Annotated in this window: 18 protein-coding genes; 13 read left to right on the top strand and 5 right to left on the bottom strand. The window is 39.5% G+C overall.

Annotation, left to right across the window (positions count from 1 at the left end):
• The first annotated feature begins 153 nt into the window (after nt 1-153).
• From sufC to RE409_RS25390, 10 genes are all read left to right on the top strand, one after another.
• Nucleotides 154-939, top strand: a complete 786-nt coding sequence (gene sufC / locus RE409_RS25435) for a Fe-S cluster assembly ATPase SufC (RefSeq protein WP_053348686.1) — start codon at nt 154-156, stop codon at nt 937-939.
• Between the two features lie 15 nt (nt 940-954).
• Nucleotides 955-2,256: a Fe-S cluster assembly protein SufD gene (gene sufD, locus RE409_RS25430; RefSeq protein WP_201222721.1), complete on the top strand. Its 1,302-nt coding sequence runs from the start codon at nt 955-957 to the stop codon at nt 2,254-2,256.
• Nucleotides 2,256-3,485, top strand: coding sequence for a cysteine desulfurase (locus RE409_RS25425; RefSeq protein ID WP_098176260.1), 1,230 nt, complete (start codon nt 2,256-2,258; stop codon nt 3,483-3,485). The genes sufD and RE409_RS25425 overlap by 1 nt, the downstream gene beginning before the upstream one ends.
• Nucleotides 3,475-3,903: a Fe-S cluster assembly sulfur transfer protein SufU gene (gene sufU / locus RE409_RS25420; protein ID WP_053348689.1), complete on the top strand. Its 429-nt coding sequence runs from the start codon at nt 3,475-3,477 to the stop codon at nt 3,901-3,903. Before RE409_RS25425 ends, sufU begins: the two co-directional genes overlap by 11 nt.
• 56 nt (nt 3,904-3,959) lie before the next feature.
• Nucleotides 3,960-5,357: a Fe-S cluster assembly protein SufB gene (gene sufB, locus RE409_RS25415; RefSeq protein WP_056524668.1), complete on the top strand. Its 1,398-nt coding sequence runs from the start codon at nt 3,960-3,962 to the stop codon at nt 5,355-5,357.
• Nucleotides 5,358-5,493: 136 nt separating this feature from the next.
• The gene (locus RE409_RS25410; protein WP_309558256.1) at nt 5,494-6,342 is read left to right on the top strand and encodes a DUF72 domain-containing protein; all 849 of its coding nucleotides are present in this window, start codon (nt 5,494-5,496) and stop codon (nt 6,340-6,342) included.
• A gap of 87 nt (nt 6,343-6,429) precedes the next feature.
• Nucleotides 6,430-7,257, top strand: coding sequence for a sulfite exporter TauE/SafE family protein (locus RE409_RS25405; protein WP_201187221.1), 828 nt, complete (start codon nt 6,430-6,432; stop codon nt 7,255-7,257).
• A 13-nt stretch (nt 7,258-7,270) separates the two neighbouring features.
• Nucleotides 7,271-8,656, top strand: a complete 1,386-nt coding sequence (locus RE409_RS25400; RefSeq protein WP_201187219.1) for a bifunctional metallophosphatase/5'-nucleotidase — start codon at nt 7,271-7,273, stop codon at nt 8,654-8,656.
• Between the two features lie 73 nt (nt 8,657-8,729).
• Nucleotides 8,730-9,020, top strand: a complete 291-nt coding sequence (locus RE409_RS25395) for a YunC family protein (RefSeq protein ID WP_397444145.1) — start codon at nt 8,730-8,732, stop codon at nt 9,018-9,020.
• A 178-nt stretch (nt 9,021-9,198) separates the two neighbouring features.
• On the top strand, nt 9,199-10,296 hold the full coding sequence (locus tag RE409_RS25390) for an HD-GYP domain-containing protein (RefSeq protein ID WP_309558255.1): 1,098 nt from the start codon (nt 9,199-9,201) through the stop codon (nt 10,294-10,296).
• A gap of 24 nt (nt 10,297-10,320) precedes the next feature.
• Here RE409_RS25390 and yunB read toward each other — a convergent pair whose 3' ends face one another.
• Together yunB and RE409_RS25380 are read right to left on the bottom strand one after the other, a co-directional pair.
• On the bottom strand, nt 10,321-11,073 hold the full coding sequence (yunB, locus tag RE409_RS25385) for a sporulation protein YunB (protein WP_201222724.1): 753 nt from the start codon (nt 11,071-11,073) through the stop codon (nt 10,321-10,323).
• Between the two features lie 87 nt (nt 11,074-11,160).
• Nucleotides 11,161-12,150, bottom strand: a complete 990-nt coding sequence (locus RE409_RS25380; RefSeq protein WP_056524686.1) for a M23 family metallopeptidase — start codon at nt 12,148-12,150, stop codon at nt 11,161-11,163.
• A gap of 189 nt (nt 12,151-12,339) precedes the next feature.
• On the opposite strand from RE409_RS25380, the gene lipA reads away from it, so the two are divergent.
• Nucleotides 12,340-13,254, top strand: coding sequence for a lipoyl synthase (lipA, locus tag RE409_RS25375; RefSeq protein ID WP_053348698.1), 915 nt, complete (start codon nt 12,340-12,342; stop codon nt 13,252-13,254).
• Between the two features lie 68 nt (nt 13,255-13,322).
• Here the strand turns inward: lipA and RE409_RS25370 are convergent, their stop codons facing one another.
• Nucleotides 13,323-13,985 (bottom strand): YhcN/YlaJ family sporulation lipoprotein, encoded by a 663-nt coding sequence (locus tag RE409_RS25370; RefSeq protein ID WP_201187210.1) that lies wholly within the window; start codon nt 13,983-13,985, stop codon nt 13,323-13,325.
• Nucleotides 13,986-14,100: 115 nt separating this feature from the next.
• Here RE409_RS25370 and RE409_RS25365 point away from each other — a divergent pair, with 115 nt between their 5' ends.
• Nucleotides 14,101-14,376, top strand: coding sequence for a YutD family protein (locus tag RE409_RS25365; protein ID WP_053348700.1), 276 nt, complete (start codon nt 14,101-14,103; stop codon nt 14,374-14,376).
• 31 nt (nt 14,377-14,407) lie between these two features.
• On the opposite strand, the gene RE409_RS25360 is transcribed toward RE409_RS25365, so the two are convergent.
• Nucleotides 14,408-14,701, bottom strand: a complete 294-nt coding sequence (locus tag RE409_RS25360; protein ID WP_201187208.1) for a cytosolic protein — start codon at nt 14,699-14,701, stop codon at nt 14,408-14,410.
• 66 nt (nt 14,702-14,767) lie between these two features.
• The gene (locus tag RE409_RS25355) at nt 14,768-15,034 is read right to left on the bottom strand and encodes a DUF3055 domain-containing protein (RefSeq protein WP_053348702.1); all 267 of its coding nucleotides are present in this window, start codon (nt 15,032-15,034) and stop codon (nt 14,768-14,770) included.
• Nucleotides 15,035-15,358: 324 nt separating this feature from the next.
• Here RE409_RS25355 and RE409_RS25350 point away from each other — a divergent pair, with 324 nt between their 5' ends.
• Nucleotides 15,359-15,796, top strand: coding sequence for a DUF86 domain-containing protein (locus RE409_RS25350; RefSeq protein WP_201187207.1), 438 nt, complete (start codon nt 15,359-15,361; stop codon nt 15,794-15,796).
• Nucleotides 15,797-15,802 lie beyond the last annotated feature (6 nt).

Genomic DNA, 15,802 nt, shown 5'->3' with positions numbered 1-15,802 from the left:
AAACCCCTATCTATATTAGTTGATTCCAAATTGGATTTGTTATAAAATTGGAATGAGAATAAAGTGAGAATGCTTTTATGAAAAATAAATAGTAAAGAAAGTAGTTTTTACTTTCTGGTAATAAAATAGGAATTAGTTCACGGAGGTATTATTATGTCAGCTTCTACATTAACGGTTAAAGATCTTCACGTATCAATTGAGGGTAAAGAGATTTTAAAAGGGGTTAACCTTGAAGTAAAAGGCGGAGAAATCCATGCAATCATGGGACCAAATGGAACTGGTAAATCCACTTTATCTTCAGCAATTATGGGTCACCCTAAATATGAAGTAACAAGCGGCAGCATCACATTCGATGGTGAAGACGTATTGGAAATGGAAGTTGACGAGCGCGCTCGTGTTGGTCTTTTCCTTGCTATGCAATATCCAAGCGAAATCAGTGGTGTTACAAATGCTGACTTCTTACGTTCTTCTATCAATGCACGTCGTGAAGAAGGCGATGAAATTTCATTGATGAAATTCATCCGTAAAATGGACGAAAAAATGGCATTCCTTGAAATGGATGAAGATATGGCGCAACGTTATTTAAATGAAGGATTCTCAGGCGGAGAGAAAAAACGTAACGAGATTCTTCAATTAATGATGATTCAGCCAAAAATCGCTATTTTAGATGAAATTGACTCTGGGCTAGATATCGATGCTCTTAAAGTCGTTTCAAAAGGAATCAACGAAATGCGCGGAGAAGACTTTGGATGTTTAATCATCACTCACTACCAACGTCTATTAAATTACATCACTCCTGATTACGTACATGTAATGATGCAAGGCCGTGTTGTAAAATCAGGCGGGCCTGAACTAGCTGCACGTTTAGAAGCAGAAGGTTATGATTGGATCAAACAAGAATTGGGCATTGAAGACGAAACTGTTGGCGAAGAAGCGTAAGTAGGAGGATTTGCAATGACTACAGAAACGAAATTACCGTTTGAACAAGAGGACATAAGCTCTTATTCAACTAAAAATAATGAGCCAGCTTGGCTATCTGAGCTTCGAATTCAAGCGTTTTCTGAATTAGAAAAGCTCCCAATGCCAAAGCCGGATAAAACAAAAATCGATAAATGGAATTTTACTTCTTTCAAGACTCATACAGTTGAAAGTGAAACTTTTGCCTCTTTAGATGAGCTTCCGGAAGAAATTAAATCCATCATTGAAGGAAATGAAAACTTATACATTCAACGCAATAATACGCCGGCACATATTAATTTGTCAGCAAAAATAAAAGAACAAGGCGTTATTTTCACGGATATTTTTACAGCGGCTCGTGACCATGCTGAGCTCGTACAAAAATATTTCATGAAGGACGGAGTTAAAATAGATGAGCACCGTTTAACAGCATTACATGCTGCATTAGTTAACGGTGGTGCATTCCTTTATGTTCCAAAAAATGTAGAGATCAAAGATCCAATTCAAGCAGTATTTTTGTTGGATAACCCTGAAACTACACTTTTCAACCACGTTTTAATCGTGGCAGAAGATAATAGCTCTGTAACATATGTAGAGAACTACTTCTCAAGCCTTGAGTCTAACGAAGGTATTGCTAATATCGTAACTGAAGTATTTGCAAATGCGAATGCCAAAGTGGAATATGGAGCTGTTGATACCCTTTCGAAAGGTTTTACGACATATGTTAACCGCCGTGGAGTTGCAGCACGTGACGCTCGTATTGAGTGGGCACTTGGCCTAATGAACGATGGAAATACGATTTCAGATAACACAACATATCTAATGGGCGATGGCTCTCACGGTGATACTAAAACCGTTGTAGTCGGCCGCGGGGAACAAAAACAAAACTTTACGACAGCCATTATTCATTATGGCAAACGCTCTGAGGGCTATATCCTTAAGCACGGTGTTATGAAAGACGGCGCATCCTCCATTTTTAATGGAATTGGGAAAATTGAGTATGGTGCTACAAAGGCCAATGCTGAACAAGAGTCACGCGTACTGATGTTAAGTGAAAAAGCACGCGGAGACGCCAATCCAATCCTTTTAATTGATGAAGATGATGTAACGGCTGGGCATGCAGCTTCTGTCGGACGTGTTGACCCGCTTCAACTTTATTATTTAATGAGTCGTGGTATTACTAAAAAAGAAGCAGAAAGACTTGTCATTCACGGATTCTTGGCCCCTGTTGTTAACCAGCTTCCAATTGAAGGAGTTAAAAAACAATTAGTAGCGGTCATTGAAAGGAAAGTACAGTAATGAACCCATACGAAATTCGTAAGCTTTTTCCGATATTAGATCAAGAAGTCAATGGTCAGCCATTAGTTTATTTAGATAGTGCTGCAACCTCTCAAAAACCGGCTGCAGTGATTGAAGCGATTGAGCAATATTACCGCGGATACAACTCGAATGTTCACCGCGGGGTGCATACACTTGGAACAAAAGCTACGGATGCGTATGAAGGTGCACGTGAAAAGGTGCGTAAATTCATTAATGCTTCTTCTACAGAAGAAATCATTTTTACAAGAGGAACAACAACTTCTTTAAATACTGTAGCAAGAAGTTACGGTGGAGCAAATGTAAAAGAGGGCGACGAAATTGTTATCTCTTACATGGAGCATCACAGTAATATTATTCCGTGGCAGCAGTTGGCTAAAGAAAAAGGTGCTGTACTGAAATATATTCCGCTTCAAGAGGATGGAACGATTTCCCTTGATGATGTGAGGGCTACAATTACAGATGCAACGAAAATCGTTTCCATTATGCAGGTTTCCAATGTGCTTGGTGTTATCAACCCTGTGAAGGAAATCGCAAAAATTGCCCATGAACACCATGCTGTCATGGTTGTGGATGGGGCACAAAGCACTCCGCATCTAAAAGTGGATGTTCGTGATTTGGATTGTGATTTCTTTGCCTTCTCAGGTCATAAAATGGTCGGTCCAACAGGTATCGGCGTTTTATATGGTAAAAAAGAACTTCTTGAAAAAATGGAGCCGATTGAATTTGGCGGAGAGATGATTGATTTTGTAGGTTTGTATGAGTCTACATGGAAAGAACTCCCGTGGAAATTCGAAGGTGGTACCCCAATCATTGCCGGCGCCGTTGGCCTTGGGGCTGCAATTGATTTCTTAGAAGAAATCGGCTTGGATAATATTGAACGGCATGAACATAAACTTGCAGCTTATGCAATGGAGAAAATGTCTGCAGTTGAAGGACTGACTATTTACGGTCCTAAAGATGCAGAAAAGCGTGCGGGTGTAATAACCTTTAATATTAATGACGTTCATCCACATGACGTCGCTACCGTTCTTGATGCAGATGGAATTGCTGTCCGTGCCGGTCATCACTGCGCACAGCCATTAATGAAATGGCTTGACGTATCATCGACAGCAAGAGCAAGTTTCTATCTCTACAACACGGAAGAAGATATTGATAAGCTTGTGTCCGGGCTTGTTAAAACGAAGGAGTATTTCAGTAATGTCTTTTGATAACTTAGATACACTTTACCGTCAAGTCATTATGGATCATTATAAGAAACCACGTAATAAGGGTATGCTAGAAGATGGTAGCATGACAATCGATATGAATAATCCAACTTGCGGCGATCGGATTCGTTTAACGATGAAGATTGAAGATGGCAAAGTCAGCGATGTTAAGTTCGATGGTGATGGTTGTTCCATTTCCATGAGTTCAGCTTCTATGATGACTCAAGCCATTAAGGGCAAAGACGTTGATACCGCTCTAGCAATGTCCCAGACATTTTCCTTAATGATACAGGGAAAAGAGTATGATGATGAGATCGACCTTGGGGATATTGAAGCCCTTCAAGGAGTTTCTAAATTTCCTGCCCGTATCAAGTGTGCAACTCTAGCTTGGAAAGCCATGGAAAAGGGATTAAAGGAATAAATAAATTTAAATGAGCTGTTGTAGATTCAGCCATTTGAAATGGAGGAATACGAGCTATGGCTAAGAAAATGCCTGAAATCGGCGATTATAAATATGGCTTTGCGGATAAAGATGTTTCCATCTTCCGTTCAAAGCGTGGTCTAACAAAAGAAATCGTGGAAGAAATTTCTCGAATGAAGAATGAACCGCAATGGATGCTTGATTTCCGTTTGAAATCATTGGAGCATTTTTACAATATGCCAATGCCTCAATGGGGCGGCGACATGCAAAGCTTGAACTTTGATGAAATCACATACTATGTTAAACCATCAGAGAAATCAGAGAAATCTTGGGATGAAGTCCCTGATGAAATCAAACAAACTTTTGATAAATTAGGAATTCCTGAGGCAGAACAAAAATATTTAGCAGGTGTTTCTGCTCAATATGAATCCGAAGTAGTTTACCACAGCATGAAAGTAGAATTAGAAGATTTGGGTATCGTGTTTAAAGATACGGACTCTGCACTTCGTGAAAATGAAGATATCTTCCGTGAGCATTTCGGTAAAACAATCCCGCCTACTGATAATAAGTTTTCGGCATTGAATTCAGCTGTATGGTCAGGCGGATCTTTCATCTATGTACCAAAAGGTGTTAAAGTAGATACTCCGCTTCAAGCTTATTTCCGAATCAACTCTGAAAACATGGGTCAATTCGAACGTACGCTAATCATTGTGGATGAAGGAGCATCTGTTCACTATGTAGAAGGTTGTACAGCACCTGTTTATACAACTAACTCTCTTCATAGTGCGGTTGTTGAAATCGTCATTAAAAAAGATGCTTACTGCCGTTACACAACGATTCAAAACTGGGCAAACAACGTGTTTAACCTGGTTACGAAACGTGCGGTTTGTGATGCAAATGCAACAATGGAATGGATTGATGGAAACATCGGTTCTAAATTGACAATGAAATATCCTGCTGTCATCTTAAAAGGTGAAGGTGCTCGTGGTATGACATTATCTATTGCTATTGCTGGAAAAGGTCAACACCAAGATGCTGGAGCAAAAATGATTCATCTTGCGCCAAATACATCTTCAACTATTGTATCAAAATCAATTTCAAAACAAGGCGGAAAAGTAACATACCGTGGTATCGTTCACTTTGGACGTAAAGCGGATGGAGCTCGTTCTAACATTGAGTGTGATACATTAATCATGGATAATCAGTCTACATCTGATACAATCCCTTACAATGAAATCCTGAATGACAACATTTCTCTTGAACATGAAGCGAAGGTATCCAAAGTATCAGAAGAGCAATTGTTCTACCTGATGAGCCGCGGAATCTCCGAGCAAGAAGCAACAGAAATGATCGTTATGGGCTTCATCGAACCATTTACAAAAGAACTTCCAATGGAATATGCGGTTGAAATGAACCGTCTGATCAAGTTCGAAATGGAAGGCTCAATCGGATAATAACCGACTAACTTGCCTGTAGTGCATTTTAGAATAACCGATTCATATAAAAAGCCTGCCAGGTAGATCCGGCAGGCTTTTTCTTTTGGGAAATAATTCGGGAAATGGGGTCTGACCCCTAAAAGGAGTGGTGCAGATGATTTATGTTGGGGTGACTGGTTGGGGGGATCATGATAGTTTGTATCGTGACGGGGTGTCCCAACGTGATAAGCTGAAAGAGTATGGGGCTCATTTTCCTGTTGTGGAGGTGGACGCTTCGTTTTATGCGGTCCAGCCTAAGAGGAACAGTGAAAAGTGGGTATCCGAGACACCGGTTCCTTTTCAATTTGTTGTAAAAGCCTATCAAGGGATGACAGGGCATCAGCGTGGAGAAATTCCTTTTGAAAATAAAAAAGAAATGTTTAAAGCTTTCCGTGACTCTCTTGAAGCCTATCAAAAAGCCGGCAAGCTAGCAATGGTGCTGTTTCAATTTCCACCATGGTTTGATTGTAAGCGGGAGAATGTAAACTATTTACGGTGGTGCAAAGCAGAGATGGGGGATACTCCAGTAGCTATTGAGTTCCGGAATCAAAGCTGGTACAGACCCAACATGTATCAGCAAACCCTGGAGTTTGTCCACAAGGAAGGTTGGATTCATACTGTATGTGATGAGCCGCAGGCAGGAGAAGGGTCCATTCCTATTGTGCTCGAGTCTATACATCCAGATAAAACCTTAGTTCGCCTTCATGGCCGCAATATCCATGGTTGGCAAAAACCTTCTTCGGGGGATAATTGGCGGGAAGTTCGTTATTTATACCGATACAATCATCAGGAATTGACCGAATGGGTGGAGAAAATCAGGAAATTAGAAAAACAGAGTAAGGATATATATGTCCTTTTCAATAATAACTCAGGAGGAGACGCCGCAGATAATGCGAAGCAGATGATTGAGATGCTTGGTATAGAATATGAAGGGCTAGCCCCTAAGCAGCTTGGTTTGTTTTAAGCGTCATTATATAATTAGTAAATTAGCTGATGTGACAAACTAGTAAGGGATCGCGAGGCCCACAAACAGATAAAGGCGGATTTCTTCATGGTATGGTTAGTATTAGTGGGTATCGGGTTATTAGCAGGCTCAATCGGCTCTCTCGTTGGCCTGGGTGGCGGCATAATCATAGTACCTTCCCTTTTGTTTCTAGGTACATCGACAGATATTATCGATGAACTAACACCTCAAGTCGCCGTCGGTGTTTCAACTGTTATTATGATTTTTACCGGGTTATCTTCTACTTTATCCTATATGAAGCATAAAGTAGTCGATTATAAGGCGGGCTTAATTTTCTTTATAGGCAGTGCTCCTGGAGGAATAATTGGAGCCTATGTTAATAAAAAACTTGATGTGGAAGCCTTTTCGTTGTACTTTGGAATCTTCATGGTATTAATGGCTTTGGTTTTATTAGTAAAAGGCCGCCTGAAGCCTATGGTATTCAAACCTGGAACAGGGAAGGTCGTAAAAACGTATAAAAATAAAAATGGACAAGTATCTTCTTATGGATATTACCCTCTGGTAGCGATATTAATTGCTTTCGTCGTTGGATTCAGTTCCGGTTTATTTGGGATTGGCGGAGGTTCCTTAATGGTTCCAGTAATGATACTGATGTTCTTCTTCCCGCCGCATATGGCTGTAGCGACGTCGATGTTCATGGTGTTTCTGTCTTCCATTACTAATTCGATTGCACATATTTCGCTTGGTAATGTAAATTGGCCATATGCTTTTGCCCTTATTCCCGGAGCCTGGTTTGGCGCAAAATTGGGTGCATTTATTAATACACGCTTAAAAAGTACATCGCTCGAAAATATGTTGAAAATTGTGCTGATAATCATTGGTCTACGTCTTATATACCAAGGTATTACAGGATAACGAGGAGGAAAAAATGTCAGAAATCATTCATATATATCACACCAATGATCTTCATAGTCATTTTGAAAACTGGCCTCGTATTGATAAGTTTCTTAAAGAAAGAAGACAACTTCATCAAGAAACGGGAGAAGAAGCGATCATACTAGATATAGGAGATCATGTTGATCGCTGGCACCCATATACAGAAGGTACTTTAGGGAAAGGAAATATTGAACTGCTGAATGAAGCGGGTTATCAATATGTAACAATCGGCAATAATGAAGGAATCACTTTGCCGCATGAAGCGTTAGACTCCTTATATGAGAATGCAAAGTTCCAAGTGCTGGCAGCCAATATCTATAACCAGAATAATGAAAGACCGGAATGGGCGCTGCCTTATTGGATACATACGACGGCAAAAGGTACAAAGATTGCCATGATAGGATTGACTGCTTATTTTCAAAAGTTTTATTCAGCAATGGGCTGGGAACTAACCGAACCATTTACGGAATTAAAGACACAGCTACATAAGATTAAAGGTGAAGCAGATGCGATCATTATACTTTCCCACCTAGGCATTCATGATGACGAAAGAATGGCAGAGGACTTTCCCGAGATTGATGTAATTCTTGGTGCACATACCCATCACATACTTCATCAAGGCAAATTAGTCAATAATACGCTTCTTTGTGGTGCTGGGAAATATGGCTTTTTTATTGGACAGGTAGAAATGTCCGTCAATGAAGAAATGAAAGTCTGTAAAAAGAGGGCTATTCTCTATGATACAAACGATCTTCCAGAATTAGAGGATGAACGATCTTGGATTGAAGAGATGTACCAGGCCGGAGGAGAGACTCTTCAACAAGTCGCAGTAAACTTACCCGAGTCTTTGGAAAATGAATGGTTTAAAGTTAGTCCGCTTACTGAAATCCTTGGGGAGGCTTTAAGGGAGTGGAGTGAGGCAGATTGTACCTTTTTGAATGCAGGCCTTCTACTTGATGGTTTGCCAAAGGGACCTGTCACAAAAGGGGATATTCACCGAATCTGTCCACACCCGATTAATCCATGCATCGTTGAGGTTAACGGTAATGAATTAAAGGAAATCTTAATGCAATCGAGAAATGAGGAGTGGCCTCATATTCAGATAAAGGGGTTCGGTTTCCGTGGGAAAATCATGGGAGTCATGCATTATGATCAAATAGAATTTAAAGAAGTTACAAATGGAATAGTAAAAGAGATTCTTATAAATGGGGAAAAGCTTCAGCCTCATAAGTCCTATAAACTTGCGATACCGGATATGTTCACGTTTGGGCACTTCTTTCCAAGTATCCAGCGCTCTAATCGAAAAGATTACTTATTGCCGGAATTTTTACGGGATATCCTATTATGGAAGTTAAAAAAAGTATATCCGAATGAATAGGCTATAAACACGGTTTCTCCCTTTTTTTCATAAAGTATGGGGAAGAAAGGGGCGAAACCAATTGATTAACATGATGCCAATAATACTTGAAAATCATACATTCCTAGCTATTTCTGTCCAACTGCCCAAAACCAATTTGCTTGCTGTCGCGTCCGAGAAGGGGTATATAATGTGCGGTGCTCTAGATATCGGACTACTAAATGATAAATTGAAAAATCGTAAAATCCTTGCAGGAAGGGCAACCGGTGTTAAGTCGATTGAAGAGCTTTTAGATGCACCACTTGAATCGGTTACCTGGGAGGCCGCGGAAAAGGGCATTCATCCAGGGATGATTGGAAAAAAGGCATTGATGAAAATGATTTAATCAGGAGGGCTTTCCTTTATCTAGAGGGAGCCTTGTTTTTAATTCACCTAGATAAATCAATGTTTTTTTACAAATATGTACAATAACGGATTGATTTTTCTAGATATTGTCCGATAATCCTTATAAAGGAATATGAACGTGGATTTACAAATCTTGAATGGGGAAACGGAGTATAATTATGAGGCTATCTATTACAGAGTCTCTCACCCCAGGAGCCAAGCTCGGAAAAAGCATCTATAATGAGCGGGGTAATATCCTATTGGCTGAGGGCCTAACATTAACGCAGAACATGATTAATCGACTGGTTTTCCTTAATATTCCCTTTGTATACATTCAAGACTCAAGGACGGATGACATTATTCCTGCGCCTACAATCGCTGGGGGATTAAGGCGAGACGCTATTCAAACGATAGAAAGCACTTTTCTGGACTTGAAAAAAAATATGAAGCTGGATGGTTCGTTTACGATAGAGAAGGCCAACGTTAAGTTCACTCAAATAGTTCGAAACATCATGGAAGAGATGAACAGGAATAAAGAGTTACTGACTTTATTGGCTGATGTTTATACATATGATGATTATATTTTTACTCATTCCTTTAATGTGACCCTATATACACTGGCAATTGGGATGGAATTGAACATAAATAAAAAGAATCTAGAAGCTCTTGGGCTTGGAGCGATCTTGCATGATGTCGGGAAAATACTTGTCCCTGTGGATACTTTACGAAAAACCGGTAAGTTAACAGAAGAAGAGTTTGAGCAAATCAAGAAGCACGCCGAGTATGGGTTCCAACTTATAAAAAATGTACACACTGTATCACTCCTAGTTGCGAATTGTGCTTATCAGCATCACGAAAGATTAGATGGATCTGGTTATCCCCGTGGTATCAAAGGGGATGAAATCCATTATTTCGGTAAGATTATTGCCGTGGCTGATGTGTTTGATGCCGTTACGTCTAACCGGGTTTACCGCAAGGCTATGATGCCGCATGAGGGCTTGGAAATTCTTTATGCCGGAGCAGGAAAGAAGTTTGATAATACGATCATTGAGGCTTTCCGCCGGGCGGTTGCTATATACCCAAATGGACTATTTATTGAATTGAATGATGGGAGAAAAGGGGTCGTGACTGCTCAAAATGAGGGAATAGGAGACCGTCCCATGATACGAATCCTTGAGGAAAATGGTGAACAGGTAGTAGAGCCCTATGAAGTGAATTTGAAGAAAAACCTGCACTTGCTGATTAGGAAATGCCTAAACATACAAGAAACAGCCTAACCTGTTACTGGTTAAGCTGTTTTTTTATTCCTTGCTATCCTTCATAATGGCCGGAGGGACTGAGCCGCTTCCGTTGCTGTAATAACTAGGTACGTCACCATTAATCAGTATATCTCCAACCTTTACTTCCTGACTCACCTTAGTTTCCTCAGATAGTGAGGGGATGACAATTTGAATATTGACATTAAAATCAACGGTTAATTCATAATAAATGTTATTGATACCAGCGTTGGTCAGTTTGGTCTTTAAATCTGATTCAACGTTTCCAATGACAGACATTTTCACAGGAATCTCAGGTCCGTAATTTGAAAGAAGGTTATTTCCGGTAACTACACCAAGAGGTATATAGTACACAACGCTTTTATATTGTTCATCACTGAGTTTCGCTTTGCCGGTTTCAGTAAAAGGGTTTCCTTTTTTGATTCCTAATTTATTTTGAATATCCTTAGTAATGTTGGATCTCAATTCACTATAAATCGTTGGATTGAAGCTGTAAGAAGAAGGGGCCCCCTCACCGCCTTTGCTGGTAGTGATCATTTCTTTCATATCAACCTTTGATATATTCTCATCAACAGCTTCATGAATCGTTTCTGTAGCAATACGCGTGATTTCTTTTTCAGCCACGCTCATGATAACGGGTTCGATTGCTTTATCAACATACCAGAGTGTAGAGATGCTCGATATGATAAAAAGGATAAAAGAATAGAGAAATACTTTTCGGGTAGGAAGAGGTCCCTTTTTTCGGAATTTTTTTGGGCGAAATCTTTTTCGGAACACGCTTTAGCCCCCTTTACTAATACTTATGCGTAAAGTTCAGGGGTTTATGTTCGTTTCAAAAAAAAGCAGCGGAAAATTTCCCGCTGCTCACTTTTGCTTTTTCGCTAAATCTTTCCTTTCCCACATCTTTAAATAAGGGTATGGGTCGAAGCTCCACTCTGTTATTCCGTTGTCTTTGTACATTCCGTAATGAAGATGTGGGGGGAATTTACCGGATGTACCTGGAGGACCATAACCCGTACTGCCGACACCACCGATTATTTGGCCAGGCTCAACGATTTGGCCGACTTTTAATCCATCAGAAAAACCACTTAAATGGGCAAAGTAATGATACGTATTATTTAAATCACGAATACCAATTCGCCACCCTCCGAATTTATTCCAGCCTTTCATTTCAACAATTCCATAGCTTGTTGACCGTACAGGAAGGCTATAGTCTGCAAAAATATCAGTTCCCTCATGGATTCTCCTGCCGCCCCACCCACGAGCACTTCCCCATGTATTTAAATACGTATAATGAGTCCTTACTGGAACAGGGAAAGCTTTCTCCTGCAAATCCAGCCGGTCATATTTTTTATAAATCATGGAGTTGCCGATAATTATGCTAACTGTTTTATCTCGTTTATAATAATTCCAGAGGCCGATCCGGATATTATCTTCGTCAGTTCCGTAATTAAGAAGATGTTTTGCAAAGGCATATAAACGATCTGTATCATTGGTAATATCAGCTTTCCCGTCACCATTCCCATCTTGACCTAAGCCATCAAAAAATGTGATTGTAAGCGGATTTACATCATTTAAGTTGGGATTAAGAGCCCCTCTCCACTTAGAAGGTTCAATATTAATCCCTATTAGGCCCTTTGCCGGCTCTAGGTCCCTGCGGGCAAGTCTCAGGCTATGCTCATATTGATCAGCTGCTGCTAGATAATACCAAGGGATTTGGAGAGTTGTTTCCATGTTTTTATAAAGCTCCATTCTCCCTGGATAAGGATCAGGGGTGTCAGCAGCATTTGCAACTAGGCTTTGAGTATTCAAAAAACACAAACAAGCTAGGGTAAAAAGGAATACTTTTTTCAACGGGGCAGGCTCCTTTCATATTGCTATCCGTATTTATAAAGACATCAGTTTGTCTATCTTTTATAAGTTTTACTGATTTAGCTTTAAACATGAAAAATAAATGATGGGAAACTCACTATAACTTGTCTAAATGTATTATTATTGTTAAAGTAGGGTGTGTTAATTTCTATAGAATGGAGTGACATTTTCATGTCTGCTACAAATAAAGAAATTCTTCGTAAACCAGATTGGTTAAAAATAAAGCTTAATACCAATGAAAATTACATTGGTTTAAAAAATATGATGCGGGAGAAAAATCTGCATACTGTTTGTGAAGAAGCAAAATGTCCGAATATTCATGAATGCTGGGCAGTTAGACGAACAGCCACATTTATGATTTTAGGTGAAATCTGTACAAGAGCGTGCCGCTTTTGTGCTGTTACAACTGGACGTCCAAACGAATTAGATTGGGCTGAACCTGAACGCGTTGCAGATTCCGTTGTATTGATGAATTTAAAACATGTTGTAATTACGGCTGTTGCCCGTGATGATTTAAAGGATGGTGGCGCTGAAGTTTTCGCTGAAACGGTTCGTGCTATCCGACGCAAAAATCCATTTACATCGATTGAGGTATTACCATCAGATATGGGCGGAGTGTATGATAATATCAAGATATTGATGGATGCTAAACCTGACATTCTGAACCACAATATAGAGACAGTCAGAAGCCTTTCCGACCGAGTGCGAGCGCAAGCTAAATATGAACGTTCTTTGGAGCTTTTAAGAAGAGCCAAGGAGATGTATCCTGAGATTCCAACGAAGTCGAGTTTAATGGTCGGCTTAGGTGAAACGAGGGAGGAAATCCTTGAAACAATGGATGACCTAAGGGCGAATAATGTGGATATCATGACGATCGGCCAGTATCTACAACCGACTAAAAAACATTTAAAGGTGTTGAAATACTACACACCAGAAGAGTTCAATGAATTGAAAGAGAGGGCACTGGAAAAAGGCTTCAGTCATTGTGAATCCGGTCCGCTTGTCCGTTCTTCTTATCATGCAGATGAACAGGTTAATGCCGCAGCAAAACATAAGCAAATTAAAGGTGAAGAATTATTGAAATAGAAAGAAATAAGGACCGAAAATATTCGGTCCTTTCATTTTATCATTTGCTTAATCAGTAAATTAGATAATTAAAAATTGTCCGTTTTTTGTTGGATGTTATCATGATGATCCCCTTTATCGTTAACCATTTCACCGTTCTCGTTTTCCACATCGCTCATTTTGTGTCCTTGAGGTGACTTTAGCATGCGTTTAATGGTCTCTTCGATAGTATAGTCGACACCTTTGCTGTCGGACTGCAGTGTTGCGAAGTTTTCAACATTTTGGGCAAGTGTTGGATCATCACTGACATAAACATGATAGTAGCGAGGGACGATAGACATTGCCGTACGCTTCACTTGGTCCGCGGTGTCGGTTCGATTCTTGGTATTTGTATCATATACGACAAGAACTTCCTCATCAGTTACGAGGGTAGCGGCATCATTGACATTTGGAAGCTGAACGCTTAGTGTTGAAATAATATCAGCCAATTGTTCACGGTCAACGGTAGCTGTTTTATTAGAAATGTTACGGCCCTTAATGGTCGTTTTATTGGTGCGGGTAAAACCAAAATCATCACTTTTGTTGTCATGATTACGATAATCCTCGTCATAATATTGAGTTGGATTATTTACATTTGTAGGATTATCGGCATTATTGTTGGGACCCATACCTTGATCTTTATCTTTATTGGTAGCACAGCCGGTTAGTGCAATAATTGAACTTAAACCTACTGCTATTATTGTTTTTTTCATTAAAAAACACCCCCTGTAACCTTAGGATGAACATATTTCTCTAATTTTCGCTTAGTAATTGATGGGGAATCAGTTATAATTTAAAGAAGGAATGTATTTTTGAGAGGTGAAATGAATGATTAACATCAATAACCTGACCTATGAAATAATCGAAGATGAAAGAGAAGGTTATAACGAAGAAGCGTTTAAAGCCAGATATAGTGAGATTTTAACGAAGTATGATTTTATCGTAGGGGATTGGGGTTACGGTCAATTGAGACTGCGCGGATTTTTTGATGATTCTAATCAGAAAGCAACCTTCGATACAAAAATAAGTACGCTCAGCGAATATTTATATGAGTACTGCAATTTTGGCTGTCCATATTTTGTTGTGAAAAAAATAAAGAAATAAAAAAGGCCAGAATGCATTCTGGCCTTTAACTTTAAGAGCTTCCATATCCTTCATAAGGAGGCTGTTCATGCTTTTCCGGATCATCATGTGTCGGATGAGCACCAGGATATTTGCGCGGTAAGTCTTCGTGCAATGATTTATTTTCAAAATTAAAGGCACTTTGAGATCGTTGTCCTTCCTGCCATGGTGTACTTTTATTCTCGACAGGGGCATCTTGTGCTATTGTGGATCCAAAAGGTCCTTCGGGAAATTCTTCAGGAAGTAAAAAATCCCGCTGCTTTTCAACATTGGAGAAATCGTGGTATGTTTCCTCTTCTTTTTCCAAGGTAAACCCTCCTCATGTAATCGTACATTCAGTAGGTTTTCCCGTTAAAGAAAAAAACTTTAGCATTTATACGATTTCCATTAAAAAGTGACTTAGTTCCTCTGCTTCCGCTTCTGTTAACTGAAATGCATGTTCAAGATAGCCTTCCTCTTCTAAATCATCCGGTCCAATAATCGCGAAACGGTTACTCTGCATGTTTAATACAAGCTTCTTGCCATAAAAGCGGTCGGTAGTCGTAATGGCCAAATCAAATCTTGATTCCTCACCCATAAAACTTATAAACCGGGTTTTGGAGTCAACCACGTCATTGTATAAATAAAAACGTTCTTCCACATTATCATCCCCTTCATATCTGCATTTTGGTAGTTCCATCATAACAAAGTGACTGCAATAGGGGAACAGACATTTTTGGAGTACTATGGAGGTACTACTTTTTTAGAGAGAGTATTTAGTATGAAATTTCTGATGAAATGACCAAATTACATGATTGCCAAAGAGAATGGGTCAGTAGTTGTAGCCCAAGGAATTGAGAGTATTGGAGAAGCTATGGTATTATCAAGGTATAAGGTTGATTTGGTACGGGGCTATTACTAGGCTAGACCTTCAACTGTAGATAAAATTCATGTGTCATCTTAGATCAGAAAGGATCTGGAAAGAATGTACTTTGTAGACCGACAAAAAATTGAACAGATTTTAGGATTTCTTGAAAAACAGCTTGGGCTTTTTGAAGGGCAAGATAATTGGGATGGAGACCTTTCGGAGCTTATCGTCGAAAGGCTCATACACACTTCCATCGATTCTGTGTTGGATGTAGGGAATGCAGTAATTGATGGTTTTATTATGCGTGATCCAGGCAGTTACGAAGATATTATTGATATCCTTCATGATGAAAAAGTCATTTCCGAAGTTATCGCCATACAATTTAAAAAGGTGCTGCCGCTAAGAAAAATGCTAGTTCAGGATTTCATTGAAGTGAACCATCAAGAACTACTTTCCGTATTCGAGGAAAACATAGAGGCATTTAAACAATTCCCTGATTTGGTAAGAAACTATTTAACAAACGAATTGGGTCCTGTTTCAGCTTTTAAAAATTAGTTTGGT

The organism is Peribacillus sp. R9-11 (genome assembly GCF_031345095.1).
GTDB lineage: Bacteria > Bacillota > Bacilli > Bacillales > DSM-1321 > Peribacillus > Peribacillus butanolivorans.
Note: the sequence above shows the minus strand (reverse complement) of the source record. Positions and strands in the feature narration are given on the sequence as shown.